16 protein-coding genes and 1 tRNA gene are annotated in these 15,910 nt (G+C 73.4%); 5 read left to right on the forward strand and 12 right to left on the reverse strand.

Features of this window, described 5'->3' with window-relative positions:
• Positions 1–8: 8 nt before the first annotated feature.
• Positions 9–1,403 carry an MmgE/PrpD family protein gene (locus IEX42_RS14435; RefSeq protein WP_188780397.1) on the forward strand — a complete coding sequence of 465 codons (1,395 nt, stop codon included), beginning with the start codon at positions 9–11 and terminating at the stop codon, positions 1,401–1,403.
• 15 nt (positions 1,404–1,418) lie between these two features.
• Here the strand turns inward: IEX42_RS14435 and IEX42_RS14440 are convergent, their stop codons facing one another.
• Positions 1,419–2,129 carry an O-methyltransferase gene (locus tag IEX42_RS14440; protein ID WP_444543243.1) on the reverse strand — a complete coding sequence of 237 codons (711 nt, stop codon included), beginning with the start codon at positions 2,127–2,129 and terminating at the stop codon, positions 1,419–1,421.
• Between the two features lie 216 nt (positions 2,130–2,345).
• On the opposite strand from IEX42_RS14440, the gene sigE reads away from it, so the two are divergent.
• Genes sigE through IEX42_RS14455 form a run of 3 tightly spaced genes read left to right on the forward strand, consistent with a single transcriptional unit; the run spans position 2,346 to position 4,814 of the window.
• A complete protein-coding gene (gene sigE / locus IEX42_RS14445; protein ID WP_188780398.1) occupies positions 2,346–2,963 on the forward strand; it encodes an RNA polymerase sigma factor SigE in 618 nt (205 codons plus the stop codon).
• Complete coding sequence (locus IEX42_RS14450) at positions 2,963–3,499, forward strand: anti-sigma factor (RefSeq protein ID WP_188780399.1); 537 nt, start codon at positions 2,963–2,965, stop codon at positions 3,497–3,499. Before sigE ends, IEX42_RS14450 begins: the two co-directional genes overlap by 1 nt.
• 4 nt (positions 3,500–3,503) lie before the next feature.
• A complete protein-coding gene (locus tag IEX42_RS14455; RefSeq protein ID WP_188780400.1) occupies positions 3,504–4,814 on the forward strand; it encodes a S1C family serine protease in 1,311 nt (436 codons plus the stop codon).
• Between the two features lie 15 nt (positions 4,815–4,829).
• Here the strand turns inward: IEX42_RS14455 and IEX42_RS14460 are convergent, their stop codons facing one another.
• Genes IEX42_RS14460 through tpx form a run of 6 tightly spaced genes read right to left on the reverse strand, consistent with a single transcriptional unit; the run spans position 4,830 to position 9,420 of the window.
• Positions 4,830–5,162 (reverse strand): sec-independent translocase, encoded by a 333-nt coding sequence (locus IEX42_RS14460; protein WP_188780401.1) that lies wholly within the window; start codon positions 5,160–5,162, stop codon positions 4,830–4,832.
• Between the two features lie 32 nt (positions 5,163–5,194).
• On the reverse strand, positions 5,195–6,355 hold the full coding sequence (locus tag IEX42_RS14465) for an Mrp/NBP35 family ATP-binding protein (protein WP_188780402.1): 1,161 nt from the start codon (positions 6,353–6,355) through the stop codon (positions 5,195–5,197).
• An 18-nt stretch (positions 6,356–6,373) separates the two neighbouring features.
• Positions 6,374–6,973 (reverse strand): DUF1003 domain-containing protein, encoded by a 600-nt coding sequence (locus IEX42_RS14470; protein ID WP_373286204.1) that lies wholly within the window; start codon positions 6,971–6,973, stop codon positions 6,374–6,376.
• Between the two features lie 44 nt (positions 6,974–7,017).
• Positions 7,018–8,565 carry a magnesium transporter MgtE N-terminal domain-containing protein gene (locus IEX42_RS14475; RefSeq protein ID WP_188780404.1) on the reverse strand — a complete coding sequence of 516 codons (1,548 nt, stop codon included), beginning with the start codon at positions 8,563–8,565 and terminating at the stop codon, positions 7,018–7,020.
• Between the two features lie 11 nt (positions 8,566–8,576).
• Positions 8,577–8,915, reverse strand: coding sequence for an MGMT family protein (locus IEX42_RS14480; protein WP_188780405.1), 339 nt, complete (start codon positions 8,913–8,915; stop codon positions 8,577–8,579).
• 16 nt (positions 8,916–8,931) lie between these two features.
• Entirely contained in the window at positions 8,932–9,420 is a 489-nt protein-coding gene (gene tpx, locus IEX42_RS14485; RefSeq protein ID WP_188780406.1) for a thiol peroxidase, read from the reverse strand.
• A 130-nt stretch (positions 9,421–9,550) separates the two neighbouring features.
• Here tpx and IEX42_RS14490 point away from each other — a divergent pair.
• Positions 9,551–9,623 (forward strand) — tRNA-Arg (locus tag IEX42_RS14490).
• 88 nt (positions 9,624–9,711) lie between these two features.
• Here IEX42_RS14490 and IEX42_RS14495 read toward each other — a convergent pair.
• The 5 genes from IEX42_RS14495 to IEX42_RS14515 are packed head-to-tail and all read right to left on the reverse strand — an operon-like array spanning position 9,712 to position 15,801.
• Complete coding sequence (locus tag IEX42_RS14495; RefSeq protein ID WP_188780407.1) at positions 9,712–10,587, reverse strand: SGNH/GDSL hydrolase family protein; 876 nt, start codon at positions 10,585–10,587, stop codon at positions 9,712–9,714.
• A complete protein-coding gene (locus IEX42_RS14500; protein WP_229660879.1) occupies positions 10,584–11,774 on the reverse strand; it encodes an alpha/beta fold hydrolase in 1,191 nt (396 codons plus the stop codon). Before IEX42_RS14500 ends, IEX42_RS14495 begins: the two co-directional genes overlap by 4 nt.
• Before the next feature lies 1 nt (position 11,775).
• Positions 11,776–13,206, reverse strand: coding sequence for an alpha,alpha-trehalose-phosphate synthase (UDP-forming) (locus IEX42_RS14505; protein WP_188780408.1), 1,431 nt, complete (start codon positions 13,204–13,206; stop codon positions 11,776–11,778).
• 49 nt (positions 13,207–13,255) lie between these two features.
• Positions 13,256–14,791, reverse strand: coding sequence for a DUF2207 family protein (locus tag IEX42_RS14510; RefSeq protein ID WP_188780409.1), 1,536 nt, complete (start codon positions 14,789–14,791; stop codon positions 13,256–13,258).
• A complete protein-coding gene (locus tag IEX42_RS14515) occupies positions 14,791–15,801 on the reverse strand; it encodes a Gfo/Idh/MocA family protein (RefSeq protein ID WP_188780410.1) in 1,011 nt (336 codons plus the stop codon). Before IEX42_RS14515 ends, IEX42_RS14510 begins: the two co-directional genes overlap by 1 nt.
• Between the last annotated feature and the right edge of the window lie 109 nt (positions 15,802–15,910).

Below are 15,910 nucleotides of genomic sequence, written 5' to 3' on the forward strand. Positions count from 1 at the left end.
GACCGCAGATGACCCTCTCCACCCGGATCGCCGACTTCTCCTCGACCCTGACCGTCGCGCAGCTGCCGGACGACGTACGAGCCGCTGCCGGCATGCACGCCCTGGACACGGTGGGCTGCGGCGTGGCCGCGGTCGGCCTCGGCGAGGCCGACTTCGTGCAGCACGCCGCCGAGGAGAGCCACGCGCCGGGGTCGTCCTCGGCGATCGGCTCGAGCCTGCCGATGAGCGCCGAGGACGCGGCGCTGGTCGGCGGCGTCCGCTGCCACGCGCTGGACTACGACGACACCCACGCCGCCGCGGTCACGCACGTCAGCACCGCGGTCGTCCCCGCCGCCCTCGCCGCGGCGGAGGAGATCGGCGCCAGCGGCGCCGACGTGCTGGCAGCGCTCGTCGCCGGCAGCGAGGTGTCGATCCGGGTCGGCACCGCCGGAGCCGGGGAGTTCCACGACCGGGGCTTCCACCCGACCGGCGTCGTCGGGATCTTCGGTGCGACCGTCGCCGCGGCGCGCGTCCACGGGCTGAGCGCGCGGATGACCGCGCACGCGCTCGGGCTGGCCGGCTCGATGGCCGGCGGCGTCCTGGAGTTCCTCTCCGACGGCTCCCAGACCAAGCCGCTGCACGCGGGGTGGGCCGCCCGGGCCGCTCTGTCGGCGGTCCGAATGGCCCGGCACGGCGCGACCGGGCCGGCGACCGTGCTCGAGGGGTCGCGCGGCTTCTACGCGACGTACCTGCACGGGGTCGACACGGACGCGACGGGGGAGATCGCGGACCTCGGCGAGCGGTGGGAGACGCCGCGCATCGCGTACAAGCCGTACGCCGCCTGCCACTTCACCCACGCACCGGTCGACGCGCTCGCCGCGCTGGTGCGTCGCGAGGGGCTGGGCGCCGAGGACGTCGAGAGCATCGTGGTGTACGCCGAGCCCACCGGGGTGCCGGTGGTGCTCGAGCCCGCGGCCGACAAGCTGACACCGCGAACCGCGTACGACGCCAAGTTCAGCCTGCCGTACTGCCTCGCCCACCAGCTGGTGCACGGGGGCCTGCCGGTGGCCAGCTTCACCGCACCGGCGATCGCCGATCCGGCCGTCCTCGCGATCACGCCGCGCGTCTCCTACGAGGAGCGCCGCTACAGCGACCGACCCGGCTCCTTCGGGGGAGGCGTACGCGTGTCGCTCACCGACGGTCGGGTCCTCGAGCACGAGCTGCAGCACCAGCGCGGTGGCACCGAGTTCCCGATGACCGACGACGAGGTCCGTGCGAAGTACCGCGACAACGCGTCGCTGGGGCTGGGCGAGGAGCAGGTGGACACGCTCGACCGCCTGCTGACCGGTCTCGCCGAGGCGCCCGACCTGTCGTCGTACGCCGTCGTGCGTGAGGCCCGGCCGCGGGTCGAGGCGCGCGTCTGAGCCGTGGTCGCGTGCCTACGCGGCGCCGTCGACCTTCTGCAGCACCAGCAGCCCGTCGCCGACCGGTAGAAGCAGGGGGACGACGTCGTCGCGCTCGGTCACCGTGCGGAGGACCTCCCGCACCGCGGTGGTCTCGGGGTCGCGCTGGGCCGGGTCGGCGACGCGGTCGTGCCACAGCGCGTTGTCGAAGCAGGCGATCCCGCCGACGCGCAGCAGGACCATGGCCGCGTCGAGGTAGGCGGGGTACTCCTCCTTGTCCCCGTCGCAGAACACCAGGTCGTAGTGCCCGTCGGTGAGCCGGGGAAGCACGTCGAGCGCCGCGCCCGGGATCATCCGCGCACGGGCGCCCGTGAACCCGGCCTCGGTCAGGCCCTCCTTGGCCAGCCGCTGGTGCTCGGCCTCGATGTCGACCGAGGTCAGCACCCCCTCGGAGGACATGCCGCGCAGCAGCCAGATCCCGGAGACGCCGCTGCCGGTCCCGATCTCCACCACCGCACGGGCGTCGAGGACGGACGCCAGGAAGCGCAGGGCCGCGCCACCGCCGGCACCGATCGGGGCCACGCCGATCTGCTCGGCCCGCTCCCGGGCCCGGACGAGGACGTCGTCCTCGGCGACGTAGCGCTCGGCGTACTCCCAGCTCGCCGGAGCCAGTGGTGCGGTGATGACGGCCTCCTGGGCACCTCGTCGGCGGGGCCGGGCGGGGTGGTCGCTGCTCGGCCGGGTCACCGCGACCCTACTGGCGCGGGCACCGCTGACGGTGCAGCGCGCCGCCGCGGGAACGCGTGTCGCTCCCCGGGCGTTGATCACAGCAACACGGGGGCCTACCCTCAGGCTCCTCTCATCCCGGATCCCTAGCGTGAGCGAGGACGAGCAGCACCGATGACGAGCAGCACGACCCGACGAGTGGCCTCCCGGCGGCACAGGGTCGACGGAAGGCACCCGATGGAGCAGCAGACCCTCGACCGCGACAGCCACGACGGCGCCCACGGGCAGGTCGAGGACTGGGTGCCGCCGACCTGGGAGCAGGTCGTCACCGACCACTCCGCACGGGTCTACCGGCTGGCGTACCGCCTGACCGGCAACGCCCACGACGCCGAGGACCTCACCCAGGAGGTCTTCGTACGGGTGTTTCGCTCGCTGGACAAGTACACCCCCGGCACCTTCGAGGGCTGGCTGCACCGGATCACCACGAACCTGTTCCTCGACCAGGCCCGCCGCAAGAGCCGGATCCGCTTCGACGCACTCGCCGACGACGCCGACCAGCGGCTGCCCAGCACGCTCCCGGCGCCCGACCGCCTGCTCATGGACCAGAGCTTCGACGCCGACATCGAGGCCGCCCTGGCCGACCTGCCGCCGGACTTCCGCGCCGCGGTCGTGCTCTGCGACGTCGAGGGGCTCTCGTACGACGAGATCGCCGACGTGCTGCAGCTCAAGCTCGGCACCGTGCGCTCGCGGATCCACCGCGGTCGCTCGCTGCTGCGCAAGGCCTTGGCGCACCGAGCCCCGGCGCCCGGCCGCGTCCGCTACTCCGGACCGACGCTGGCCTCCCGGCCGACGTGATGCTCGGCCTCCGCTCGCTCCCGGGGCCGTCCTCGGGCCCCCACCTCGGTGACCGCGCCAGCGCGCTGGTCGACGGCCAGCTGTCCGCGGCCGAGGCGGCACGGGCGTGGGACCACGTCGAGGCGTGCGAGGACTGCCACCAGGAGGTCCAGCGGCACTCCTGGCTGAAGTCGAGGCTGTCGGCGTTCTCCACGCCGGCCGCGGACCCGGCACCGACGGCAGGCCTGATGGGGGCGCTGTACGACGTCGACGAGCAGACGCGCACGGCCTGGCACGAGACCGACCTGATCGCGGCCCGCACCCGTCGGCGCACCCTGACGGTCGTCGGGGCCGGCTCGCTGTCGGCGGCCGTGATCGGCGTGCTCGCGCTCACCGGTGCGCCCGCGGGGCTGAACGAGCCGGTCACCCGTCCCGCCCCCGCGCGGCTGGGCGCCACGCTCGCCGGCACCGGTGCCGCGCCCCGTGGGCTGCCCGAGCCCCGGCGCGCGCCATCCTTCGGACCGGTGCCCGTCGGGTTGCGGGGTCCCGCACACTAGAGGCGTGAGCGAGGACGGCGGGCCCGACGGTCAGCGTGGCGTCACGTCCGGCGGTGACCCTTGGCGCGCCCCCGACCAGCGGCCGCCGGCGCCGTACCCCGACTGGTCGCGGCCCGCGCCGCCGCCGGTTCCCCCGCAGGCGCCGGTGCCCGGGCCGCCGCCGTACTCCGGCTTCGGCGTCCACCGTGCCGCCCCGACGCCCGAGCGTGCCGGCGGCCGGCTCCCCGGCTGGGCCTGGCCCACGATTGCGGCGACCGCGCTCGTGCTCGGCCTCCTGGGCGGACTGATCGGCGGTGCGCTGGTCGGCGGCGACGACGAGGGCACCGTCCCGGGAGGTGTGCTGCGGGTCGAGCGCCGCACTGCGGCGCCGCTCGAGGCCGACAACGGCAGCGTCCCCGCGGTGGCCCAGGCGGTGCTGCCGAGCACCGTCCAGATCATCGCCGAGTACGACGGCGCCGCCGAGGGAGCGACCGGCTCCGGCTTCGTGCTGGACCGCGAGGGCCACGTCATCACCAACAACCACGTCGTCGCCGAAGCGGCCTCCGACGGCGGGCCGATCGCCGTCGTGGACTCCAAGGGCCGGCGGACGAGCGCCGAGGTGATCGGCCGGAGCGCGGTGTACGACGTCGCGGTGCTGAAGGTCGACGCCGCAAAGAGCCTCACGCCCGCCGCGCTCGGCTCCTCGACACAGATGCGCGTCGGCGAGACGGTCGTCGCCTTCGGTGCGCCGCTCGGGCTGACCAGCTCGGTCACCTCCGGCATCGTCAGCGCGCTCAACCGGCCGGTCTCGACCGGCAGCACCAGCGACGACCAGTCGTACATCAACGCGGTGCAGACCGACGCGGCGATCAACCCCGGCAACTCCGGCGGCCCGCTGGTCGACCTGCAGGGCAAGGTGGTCGGGATGAACTCCGCGATCGCCTCGCTCGGGCAGGGCACCGGCGACCAGGGCGGCAACATCGGGGTCGGTTTCGCGATCCCGGTCGAGCAGGTGGTCACCACCGTGGACCAGATCCTGAAGAGCGGCTCGGCCCGCTACCCCGTCATCGGTGCCGGGGTCGTCGCCACCCGCGGCAGCGACGAGGGCGCGGAGCTCTCGACGATCAGCGACGGCGACCCCGCCGACGACGCGGGGCTCCAGTCCGGCGACGTCGTCACCCGCGTCGACGGCAAGCCGGTGACCAGCCCGATCGATCTCGTGGTGGCGATCCGCAGCCACGTCTCGGGGGACAAGCTGCGCCTGAGCGTGGAGCGGGGCGGGTCCAGCCGGGACGTCAGCGTCACCCTCACCTCCCGCAGGGAGAAGGTGTCCTGACGCAGCGGCTCTCGCTCAGGTCGCCTCGGTGTCGTACGGCGGCCGCTCGCCGGGCTTGAGCCCGCGCGCGGCGACGGCCTTGCGCTGCTCCTCGTCGTCGATCTCCTGCATCGCGTCGAGGACGTGCTGGCGCACGACCTGTCGGGGGTCGAGGTCGCGCAGACGGAGGTCCTTGTACTCCGGGCCCAGCTCGCTGCGCAGGTCGCTCTGCGCGTTGCGGGCGAACGTACGCAGGGTGTGCAGCATCCGGGCCGCCTGACGGGCGAACTCCGGGAGCCGGTCGGGACCGAAGACGATGACGGCGACGATCAGGATGACCCCGATCTCGGGGATGCCGACGTCGAACACGAGGTCAACCTACCGAGGTGGTGCCAGCGTCCTCAGCGTGCGGTGGGGGTGAGCCCGAGCTGCATGCCTGCCAGGCCGCGGCCCTTGCTGGTCAGCGCGGTGGCGACCTTGCTCAGCTCCTGGGCGGCGGGCGCGGTCGGGTCGGCCGCCACGATCGGCGTGCCGGCGTCGCCGCCCTCGCGCAGACGGGTGTCCAGGGGCACCTGGGCGAGCAGGGGGACGTCGTACCCGAACCGGGCGCCGAGCGTCTCGGCCACCCGCTGACCGCCACCGGAGCCGAAGACGTCGATGCGGTGGTCCTTGCCCTCGGCGGCGCAGTGCTCGCAGAGGAGGTACGACATGTTCTCCACGACGCCCACCACGCGCTGGTGCATCATCGAGGCCATCGTCCCGGCGCGCTCGGCCACCTCGGCGGCCGCCTCCTGCGGGGTCGTGACGACGACGATCTCCGAGCTCGGGAGGTGCTGCCCGAGCGAGATCGCGATGTCGCCGGTGCCGGGCGGCAGGTCGAGGAGCAGCGCGTCGAGGTCACCCCAGTACACGTCGGCCAGCATCTGCACGAGCGCGCGGTCGAGCATCGGGCCGCGCCAGGCGACGACCTGCTCGCGGCGCGGCTTGAGCATCCCGATCGAGATCACCGACACGCCGCTCTCGGTCGGGACCGGCATGATCAGGTCCTCGACCTGGGTGGGGCGCACGTCAGCCACCCCGAGCATCGCCGGGACCGAGTGGCCGTAGATGTCGGCGTCGACGATGCCGACCTTGAGGCCCTGCTCGGCCATCGACAGCGCGAGGTTGACCGTCACCGAGGACTTGCCGACCCCGCCCTTGCCGGAGGCCACCGCGATCACCTTGGTCAGGGACCCGGGCTGCGCGAACGGGATCTCCTTCTCGGCCTTGCCGTCGGACAGGATCTCCTTGAGCCCCTCGCGCTGCTCCGGGGTCATCACGCCGAGCGTCAGGTCGACGTCGGTGACGCCGTCGACGGCACGGAGCGCGGCGTTGACGTCGCGCGTGATGGTGTCCTTCAGCGGGCACCCGGCCACGGTCAGCAGCACCGTCACGGTGACCACGCCCGCGTCGTCTGCCTCCAGCGTGTCGACCATGTTCAGCTCGGTGATCGGCCGCTTGATCTCGGGGTCCTTGACCCCGTCGAGCGCGGTGCGCAGGGCGTTCACGTCGGGGGTGCTCATGGGCTCCACGGTACGACGTCACGCACGCGGGTCGTACGCCCCGGAGGTGGGATCGGTCTCACCGGCGCCGGCCTCCACCGGCCGGTCGAGCGACGACGGGTCGTCGTCCGGCTCCTCGTCGGGCTCGTCGGCCCACCGCTCCTCGATGTCGGAGAGCAGCGAGCGCAGCTCGGAGCGGACGTAGTCACGGGTCGCCACCTCGCCCAGCAGCATCCGCAGCGAGGCCATCTCGCGGGCCAGGAACTCCATGTCGGCGTGCGACTGGGTGTTCTCGTGGCGGTCCTGCTCGGCCACGATCCGGTCGCGCTGCTCCTGCCGGTTCTGCGCGAGCAGGATCAGCGGGGCGGCGTACGACGCCTGCAGGCTGAGCATCAGCGTGAGGAAGATGAACGGGTAGCCGTCGAAGCGCGCCGCGTCGGGGGCGAGCAGGTTCCACACGATCCACACGACCACGAACGCGGTCATGTAGAGCAGGAAGGTCGCGGTCCCCATGAACCGCGCGAACTGCTCGGCGAACACGCCGAACGCGTCCCGGTCGACGCTCGGCCGGCGCACCAGCGGCCGCTGCGTGTCGGCGGGGGTGTCCAGCCGGCTGGAGGTGCTGCCCCGGCTGCGCAGGGCGTTGAGCCGGTCACGCCGCGCGCTGCGCTCCTCCGGCGAGCTCACGAGGTGCTCTCGTCGGTCGGGCCGGAGGGGCTGGACACCTCCCGCTGGGCGGCAGCGGCGGAGGCCGCCTTCGTGGTGGTGCTCTTCTTGGCCGCGGTGCGCTTGGCCGGGCTCTTCGTGGCGGTCTTCTTCGTCGTGGTCTTCTTGGCCGCTGTGGTCTTGGTGGCGGACTTCTTCGTGGCGGTCTTCTTGGCCGCCGCCTTCTTCGTGGCCGTCTTCTTCGTCGCGGCGGACTTCTTGGCTGGTGTGGCCTTCTTGGGTGCGGCGGACTTCGTGGCGGCCGCCCACGGCCGGTCCTCGGCCAGCCGGTCGTCGCGCCAGCCCTCGGGCAGCATGTGGTCGAGCAGGTCGTCGACCGTGACCGCGCCGAGCAGGCGGCCCTCCTCGTCGACGACCGGCGCCGCGACCATGTTGTAGGTCGCGAGCAGCCCCGCCACGTCCTCCGTGCTGGCCTCCGGGCGCAGCCGGGAGACCCCGGAGTCGACCGTGCCGGCGACCAGCGAGGACGGCGGCTCGCGCAGCAGCCGCTGGATGTGCGCGACGCCCATGAGCTTCCCGGTGGGAGTCTCCAGCGGCGGGCGGCAGACGTACACCATGGCCGCCAGCGACGGCGTCAGCTCCGCCTGCCGCAGGTGCGCGAGCGCCTCGGCGACGGTCGCGTCGGGGGAGAGGATCACCGGCTCCGGCGTCATCATCGCACCGGCGGTGTCGTCGTCGTACGACATCATCCGCCGCACGTCCTCGGCGTCCTCGGGCTCCATCAGCGCCAGCAGCATCTGCTGGGTGTCGTCGGGGAGCTCGGCCATCAGGTCGGCCGCGTCGTCGGCCGACATCTCCTCCAGCACGTCGGCCGCACGCTCGGACTCCAGGCGCTCGAGGATCTCGACCTGGTCCTCCTCGGGCATCTCCTCGAGGATGTCGGCGAGCCGGTCGTCGTCGAGCGCCGCGATCACGGCGCCGCGTCGCTGCGGCGGCAGGTCGTGGATGACGTTGGCGGCGTCGGCGGGGCGCAGGTCGGCGATCGAGGCCACGAGGTGGGTGGCGTCCTGGGTGTTGGTGACCGGTGCGACCAGGCCCTCGACGTCGCGCCACTCCACCACGTGGGTCTGGCCCTTGCGGCGCAGCCCGCGGCCCGGCTCCTGCAGCGCGACCCGGCTGAGCACCCACTCGCGGCTGCGCGCCTGCTCCATGGCGACGTCGTACACGTTGCCGGTCACGGAGTCCTCGCCGCGGGTGCTCACCGTGCGGTCGAGCATCTCGCCGATGACGAGGGTCTCGGTGGAGCGCTTCTCGAAGCGGCGCATGTTCAGCAGCCCGGTGGTGATGACGTGGCCGGGGTCCATGCTGGTGATGCGGGTCATCGGGGCGAACACGCGGCGGCGGCCGAACACCTCGACGACCAGCCCGACGACGCGGGCGGGGGAGTACTCCGAGCGCAGCACCACGACGACGTCGCGGACCTTGCCGACCTGGTCCCCGGACGGGTCGAAGACGGGCAGCCCGGCCAGGCGGGCGACGAAGACACGGCTCGGAGTGGCGCTCACGAGCCCCGATCCTATCGGCGGGGCCCGGCCCCGGGACCGCAGTCCGCCTCGTCGGGGAGCCAGACGGCGGCCCGCAGGTCGACGGCCCCGCTGGGGCGCAGCGGAGTGCCCTCCTCGAGGTACGCCTGCCGTGCCTCGTCACCGTGCGAGGGCGGCAGCGTGCCGTCGGCGCGGACCACGCGCCACCAGGGCACGCCGCCTCCCTCGGTCGACATCACGTTGCCGACCAGACGGGGGCCGCTGCCGACGACCTCGGCGATCAGGCCGTACGTCGTCACGCGCCCGCGCGGCACCTGCTCGACCAGCGAGAGGACCCGCTCGACGTACTCCTCGGTGCGCTTGGCGGTCACGGGCCGTGGCGGCCGGTCAGCCGAGTGCGGCGACCGCGGCGTCGTAGTCGGGCTCCTGCCCGATCGCCGGGACCAGCTCGGTGTGCAGCACGGTGCCGTCGGTGTCGAGCACGACGACCGCACGGGCGAGCAGGCCGCGCATCGGGCCGTCGACCATCAGCACGCCGTAGTCCTCGCCGAACCCCGAGCGGAAGGCCGAGGCGACCGTGACGTTCTCGATCCCCTCGGCGCCGCAGAAGCGCTTGGCCGCGAACGGCAGGTCCATCGAGGCGCAGACGACGGTGGTGTTCTCCAGGTCCGCCGCGCGCTGGTTGAACTCGCGCACGCTCGCGGCGCACACGCCGGTGTCGACGCTCGGGAAGATGTTGAGCACGGTGCGAGCGTCGCCGCGGCTGACGTCGCCGAGGTCGGTGCCGACGAGGGTGAACGCCGGGGCGGCGCTCCCGACGGCGGGCAGGTCGCCGGAGGTCTGGACGGGGGTCTCGCCGAGGGCGGTGGTGGCCATGACCGCATTCAACCGCAGTCGTGGACCTCGCGCTGAGCCGGGAGCCCGGGTCGTGGGCCCCAGGTGAACCCACCGGGTCGCCCGACACCCACGACCCGGTCCGCCCGACCGGTGAGAGGATGACGCCCAGGCCCCAGTAGCTCAGTGGATAGAGCAGCCGCCTCCTAAGCGAAAGGTCGCCAGTTCGACTCTGGCCTGGGGCACGCACGGCCACCAGCCCGCTCCGGCGCGGTTCGTCATACGACCTGGTCGCCCGGGCGACCACCTCGTATGACGCTGCGGGGTCGCCCCTCAGCGGCCGGCGTGCACCAGGTCGAGCACCTTCTCGGCGACGGCCTGCTGCTCGGCGGCGAAGGGGTGCAGGGCGGCCGCGCGGTCGGTGTCGGTACGCACGCCGTTGACCCAGGCGTCCTTGCCCGCGCAGACGTCATGGCCGGTGCCGGCGGCGTACATGTCGACGTACGCCGCGCGCGTGCGACGTGCCGCCGCGGCCAGCTGCGCGTCGAGCTCACGGTTGACCCGCTCCAGGGCGGTCCGCGCGGCGGCGTCCAGGGGCAGCTGCGCGGGGCAGCTCGTCGAGGCGTCGACGATCCGCGGGTATCCGACGACCACCACCTCGGCGTCGGGTGCCTTCGCCTGGATCGCCCGGACCACACGCGTGACCCGGTCGCCGATCCGTGGCAGCACCCGGGTGGCTCGGGTCGCGTCGACCTCGCCGCAGGTGCCCGCCTGGCCGGGGAAGACGCAGGAGCCGGCGAGGTCGCCGAACAGCCCGAAGTCGTTGCCGCCGATGCCCAGCGTCACCAGCGCCGTGTCCTCGTCCACGGCGTCCAGCTGCGGAGCCACCCGCGCACCCGCGAAGGTGCGCTGGCCGGCCGTCAGGTCGGGCGTCGTGGCTCCGGCGCAGGAGCGGTCGACGGCGTTCGCGCCGGAGAGCCCGAGCGCGTCGGCGATGCGCGCGGGGTAGTTGCCGTCGCTGCGCAGACAGCCGTCGGCCACGGCGGTGAGCGGGACGTACGGCGCGGAGGTGTAGCTGTCACCCAGCGCGACGTACGACGACACCGCCGGCGGCGTGGTGCTGGGCGCCGGCTCGCCCGGCGCCGGCGAGGGGCCGCCGCACCCGGCCAGGGCCAGCAGCGCGACCGCCCCGACGCGCAGCCGCCTCACTGGGGCGCCAACCCCCGGGAGGACTTGGAGCCGTACCGCCGCTTGGGGTCGGTACCGATCGAGCGCCCGCCTGCCGACGAGTCCGCGGCGGGGGTGCGAGCCCGCTCCCCGCGCGCCACGGGCTCGCGCGCCGCGACGTCGTCGAACCACTCGTCCAGCGCGGGCCAGGTCGTCGACCGCGCCGCCCTGCCGGTGAGGAGACCGAGGTGCCCGCCGGGGACGATCTCCAGGCGGACCTCCGGCGACCCCGACAGCAGCCGGGTCAGCGGACGGACCGCCTCGATCGGGGCGATCCCGTCGGTGTTGCCCGCCACCACCAGCACGGGCACGTCGATCGCCGACAGCTCGAGGAAGCGGCCGCCGAGCTCGAGCGCACCGTCGCGCAGCTCGTTGCCCTTGATCATGCGGTGGTAGATCTGCCCGAACGTCCGGCCGGGGTAGGCCGTCATCTGGTCCATGAACCGCTCGACCGCCTCGAGCTGCGCGAGGTGGTCGCGGTCGTCGAGCGACATCGCGCGCACGAACGGCTTGGTCAGCAGGCTCTGCAGCCCGGAGAGCTGGAAGGCAGCGCGGACGAACGGCTGCGGTGCGCCGCCGAGCATCCGGTAGAGCCGGGTCGCCAGCCCGGTGTCGAGGCTCAGGATCGGCCGGATCGGGGCGATGATCGGGACCTTCGAGGTGTCGGCCGGCGAGCCGAGCGCGACGATCGAGGCGATCGGCAATTCCTTGCCCCCCGCCGCGGCGAGCAGGCTGAAGATCCCGCCGAGGCTCCAGCCGACGACGTGCACGGGTCGCCCGCCCGCGTGCCGGCTGACCTCGCGGATCGTGTCGGGGACGACCCCGTCGACCCAGTGCTCCATGCCCAGGGCGCGGTCGGCGAACGAGACGCGGGAGTACTCCACGAGGTACGTCGGCCGGTCGACCTCGACGAGGTGCTCGACGAGGGAGCACCCCCTGCGCAGGTCGTAGCAGATCGCCGGCGCCGCCAGCGGCGTCACCAGCAGGACGGGGTCCTCGTCCTCGCGGACGGTCCGGCGCGGGCGGTAGTGGTAGAGCTCCCAGCGGTCGCCGCTGGCCATCTGGGTACGGGCCATCGGCCGCAGGTCGGCGACGCCGCCGTACAGCACCCCCGTCGCGAGGTTGCTCGCCGCGGCGACCAGCTGGTCGGGCTTGGGGATCAGGTCCACGTCAGGCCACTCCGTCCTCGGGTCCGTCGAGGGCGCTCAGGAAGCTCGAGGCCCACCGCGCGACGTCGTGCTCGGCGACGGTCTTGCGCATCGCGCGCATCCGTCGCCGCTGCTCCCGCTCGTCGGCGTGGTAGGCGGCCAGCATCTGCGCCTTCATCCCGTCGATGTCGTACGGGTTGACGAGGTACGCCTGCCGCAGCTCGGCGGCCGCCCCGGCGAACTCGGAGAGCACCAGCGAGCCGGTCTCGTCGAGCCGGCAGGCGACGTACTCCTTGGCGACGAGGTTCATGCCGTCGCGGAACGGCGTGACCACCATGATGTCGCAGGCGCGGTAGAGCGCGGCCATCTCCTCCTGCGGGTACGACGAGTGCAGGTAGCTGATCGCCGGTCGGCCGATCAGCGCGTGGTCGCCGTTGACCCGCCCGACGAGACGGTCGATGTCGTCGCGCATGAGGCGGTACTGCTCGACGCGCTCGCGGGAGGGTGTCGCCACCTGCACGAACACGCAGTCCTCGACCCTCAGCTCGCCCTCGGCGACCAGCTCGGAGAACGCGCGCAGCCGGGCGTAGATCCCCTTGGTGTAGTCGAGGCGGTCCACGCCGAGGAAGATCGTCCGGTTGTCGCCGACCGCGGACCGGATCTCGGCGGCGCGCCTCTCCACGCCCTCGGAGCGGGCCAGGGTGTCGAAGACCTCGACGTCGATCGAGATCGGGAACGCCTTCGCGGTGACGGTGCGCCCGTCGGGCATGAACACCTGGTCGCGCTGCGTGCGGTGACCGACGCGCTGGCGGACGAGACGGACGAAGTTCTGCGCCGCGCCGGGACGCTGGAAGCCGACCAGGTCCGCGCCGAGCAGGCCTTCGAGGAGCTGGCGGCGCCAGGGCAGCTGGGAGAACAGCTCGCCGGGCGGGAAGGGGATGTGCAGGTAGAACCCGATCCGGAGGTCGGGCCGCAGCTCGCGGAGCATCTGCGGGACCAGCTGCAGCTGGTAGTCCTGCACCCACACCACGGCGTTCTCGGCGGCCACGCCCGCCGCGCGCTCGGCGAAGCGGCGGTTGACCCGGACGTAGGACTCCCACCACTCCCGGTGGAACTCCGGCTTCGCCACGAGGTCGTGGTAGAGCGGCCAGAGGGTGGCGTTGGAGAAGCCCTCGTAGAACTCGGCGTACTCGTCCTCGGTGAGCGAGACCGGGACCAGCTGCAGTCCGTCGTCGACGAACGGGTCGAGCTGGTCGTCATCACCGGTGCCGCCGGGCCAGCCGATCCAGGCGCCCTCGTTGGCCTTCATCACCGGCATCAGGGCGGAGACCAGACCCCCAGGGGAGCGGCGGAACGAGACCGACCCGTCGTCCTCGACGACCTTGTCGACCGGCAGCCGGTTGGCCACGACGACGAGGTCCGCTGGCGGCAGCTTGCGTCGGGACCGGCTCACGCCGTGAGCCTAGGCGAGCGTGTCGACACCCGCGTGGGTGTACGCCGCCTCAGGTACTGCCGGCTGCGCCGCCTCCACCACCGGCGCCGCCGCCGGACACCGTCCCGCCGCCGCCGCTCGACCGGGGGAACGTGTTGTTGAACAGCCGCCAGCCGTCGACCGCCGAGCCGGTCGCGACGACCGCGAGGGCCCCATGTGGCCCGTCCGGGCGGTTCTCGAGAGCGCTGGCGAGAGTGCGCCGCATCGGTCGGCGCAGGTTGAGCGCGACGATGTCGGCCAGCAGGTCGTCGACCCCGATGCTCCGCAGCGTCGCGACGTCGGCCTTCCGCAACCCCGCCTTGTACGCCTTCCAGGCCTGGCTGGCCTCGCGTCCGGCGGAGGACAGGACGGGGTGCGCCAGGGCGAGGAAGACCACGCCGAGGACCAGGACGAAGGTCGACAGGGCGGCAACGCCCACCACCCAGCCGTCGTCGGTGACGATCGCGAAGCCGAGACCGAGCAGCGCGGCGCCCCAGCCGCCCACGAGACCCCACCGGAGCAGTCCGCGGCGGTAGCCGTCGTCGTACCACCCACGGCTCCGGAGGTCCTCGCGGATGGCCTCCTTGTACGCCGGCCGCGGCGCGCTGACCCTGCGCAGGTCGGCGCCACGCACCACGTCGCCGTGCGAGCACCCTCGCAGCTCTCGCCAGACGGCCCGGTCGATCTGCGCGGGCCCGACCGCGTCCTCGTCGACCAGCCGGACCTGGAGCCCGGAGGGGCCTGACGGGCCCTGCCCCTGCTCCAACGCCACCGCTCGGCGGTCCGCCAGTGCCAGGAGGGTGGCGGGCACGGTGTGCGTGAGGAAGAGCGCGGACGGTCCGACGAGCGTGGCGACGAGGGCATGCGGCGTGTCCTCGTCGGGGCGGTGGGTCGTGCGAGGCGGGCGGCGCGACGTCGGCCGGTGACTCCTCAGGAAGAGGAGGAGGGCGGCGAGGAACCCGAGCGCCACTAGTGCCGCGTACCCCCATTGCAGCGCCGGGGACCGGTCCACCAGCCCGCGCAGCCCGGTCTCCGCCGGGGGGCCGTCACGGATGTCGTTCTCGAGCCGGTCGACGGCGGCGGTCAGGCCGCGGGCGACGTCGCCGTCGCGCAGCGGCGGGATCAGCGCCTCCTCGACGAGGTCTTCCTGCTCACGGCGGGGGACGTTGCCGTCGTCGTACGTCGACCCGAGGAAGACGCCGGCGCGGGCGTCGTCGTCGCTGCCGGGCTCGCGGTCGACCAGCAGGGCGCCGGCGGTGTCCTGGTCGGTCCCGGTAGCCGCGACCCAGGCCTGCTGCAGGGCCTCGACCTCCTCCAGGGTCTCCTCGGGATCGGCCTCACGGTCGCGGACGAGCACCACGACGTCGGCTCCGGTACGGGCCTCGAGCGCGTCCAGCCGGCGCTGGAGGGCGGCGGTCTGCGTGGTCGAGAGTGAGCGGCCGGTCTCGTCGTACACCCTCGTTCCGGCGGTGAGGTCCGGGAAGTCTGCGGCGTCGGCGTACGCCGCGGGCGCGAGGGTCGCCAGCACTGCGACAAGCAGCGCGAGGGCGACCCCGGCCCGCTTCATCAGTCGCGTTCCTGGGGGTAGACGACCCCGATCTCGGAGCGGATCAGGTCCATCTGCTGCATCAGGGCGAGCGTCTGGGCGTGGGGGACGAGCGGGCTCTGCAGCTCGCCGGCCCGGAGGCAGCGGCCGACCTCGACCGCCTCGTTGCCCAGCCCGGTGCCGATCAGCGGAGACGGAGGGTCGATGCGGACCGGCTCGGTGGCCCGGCCGTCCTCGTACGCCGTCCAGGTGGCGTACGAGGGGTGGTGGAAGCCCGAGGGGAGGTCCAGGCGCCCGCGGTCGGTGGCGATGCTGGCGGTGCGCGGCGACTGGGCGGTCATGGAGGCGGTCAGTGCCGCCACGGCGCCGGACTCGTAGCGTGCCGAGATCGCGACGTTCACGTCGACTCCCGAGGACGACAGCTGGGCCACCGGCGCCAGCTCGGCCGGGTCCCCGAGGAGCAGCTGTGCCAGGGTCAGCGGGTAGATCCCCATGTCCAGCAGCGCGCCCGCGCCCAGCGCCGGGTCCCACATCCGCGGGGAGGCGTCGTCGGGCACGCGGAAGCCGAGGTCCGCGACGAGCTGCAGCGGCTGTCCGAAGTCGCCGGCGGCGAGGCGCTCGCGCAGGTGCCGGACCAGCGGGTTGCAGGCCATCCACATGGCCTCCATGAAGAACAGCCCGCTGGCGGTGGCGTGGTCCAGCATCGTCGAGGTCAGGCCCGCGTTCAGCGCGACCGGCTTCTCGCACAGCACCGGCTTCCCGGCGTCCAGCGCCATCGCGACGTGCTCGGGGTGCAGCGCGTGCGGGGAGGCGACGTACACGACGTCGACGGTGTCGTCCTCGAGCATCGCGGCGTACGACGCGTGAGCCGTGCCGCCGTGCTCCGCGGCGAAGGCCTCCGCCGAGGACAGCTCACGCGACCCCACCGCCGCCACCCGGGCGGAGTTGAGCAGGTGCAGGTCGGTGGCGAAGCTGTGGGCGATGGTGCCGGTCGAGCAGATTCCCCAGCCGACGGGTTCGATCTCGTCCATGACCGACACGGTAGACAGGTCCCCGCCGGTGCGGCACCGGCCCCGGCCGGTCGCGCGACTCGCCGCGCATCGAATGACAGCGCTGTCATTCCTCGCCTACAGTGCAGGG

Source organism: Marmoricola endophyticus (assembly GCF_014644415.1).
Taxonomy (GTDB): domain Bacteria; phylum Actinomycetota; class Actinomycetes; order Propionibacteriales; family Nocardioidaceae; genus Marmoricola; species Marmoricola endophyticus.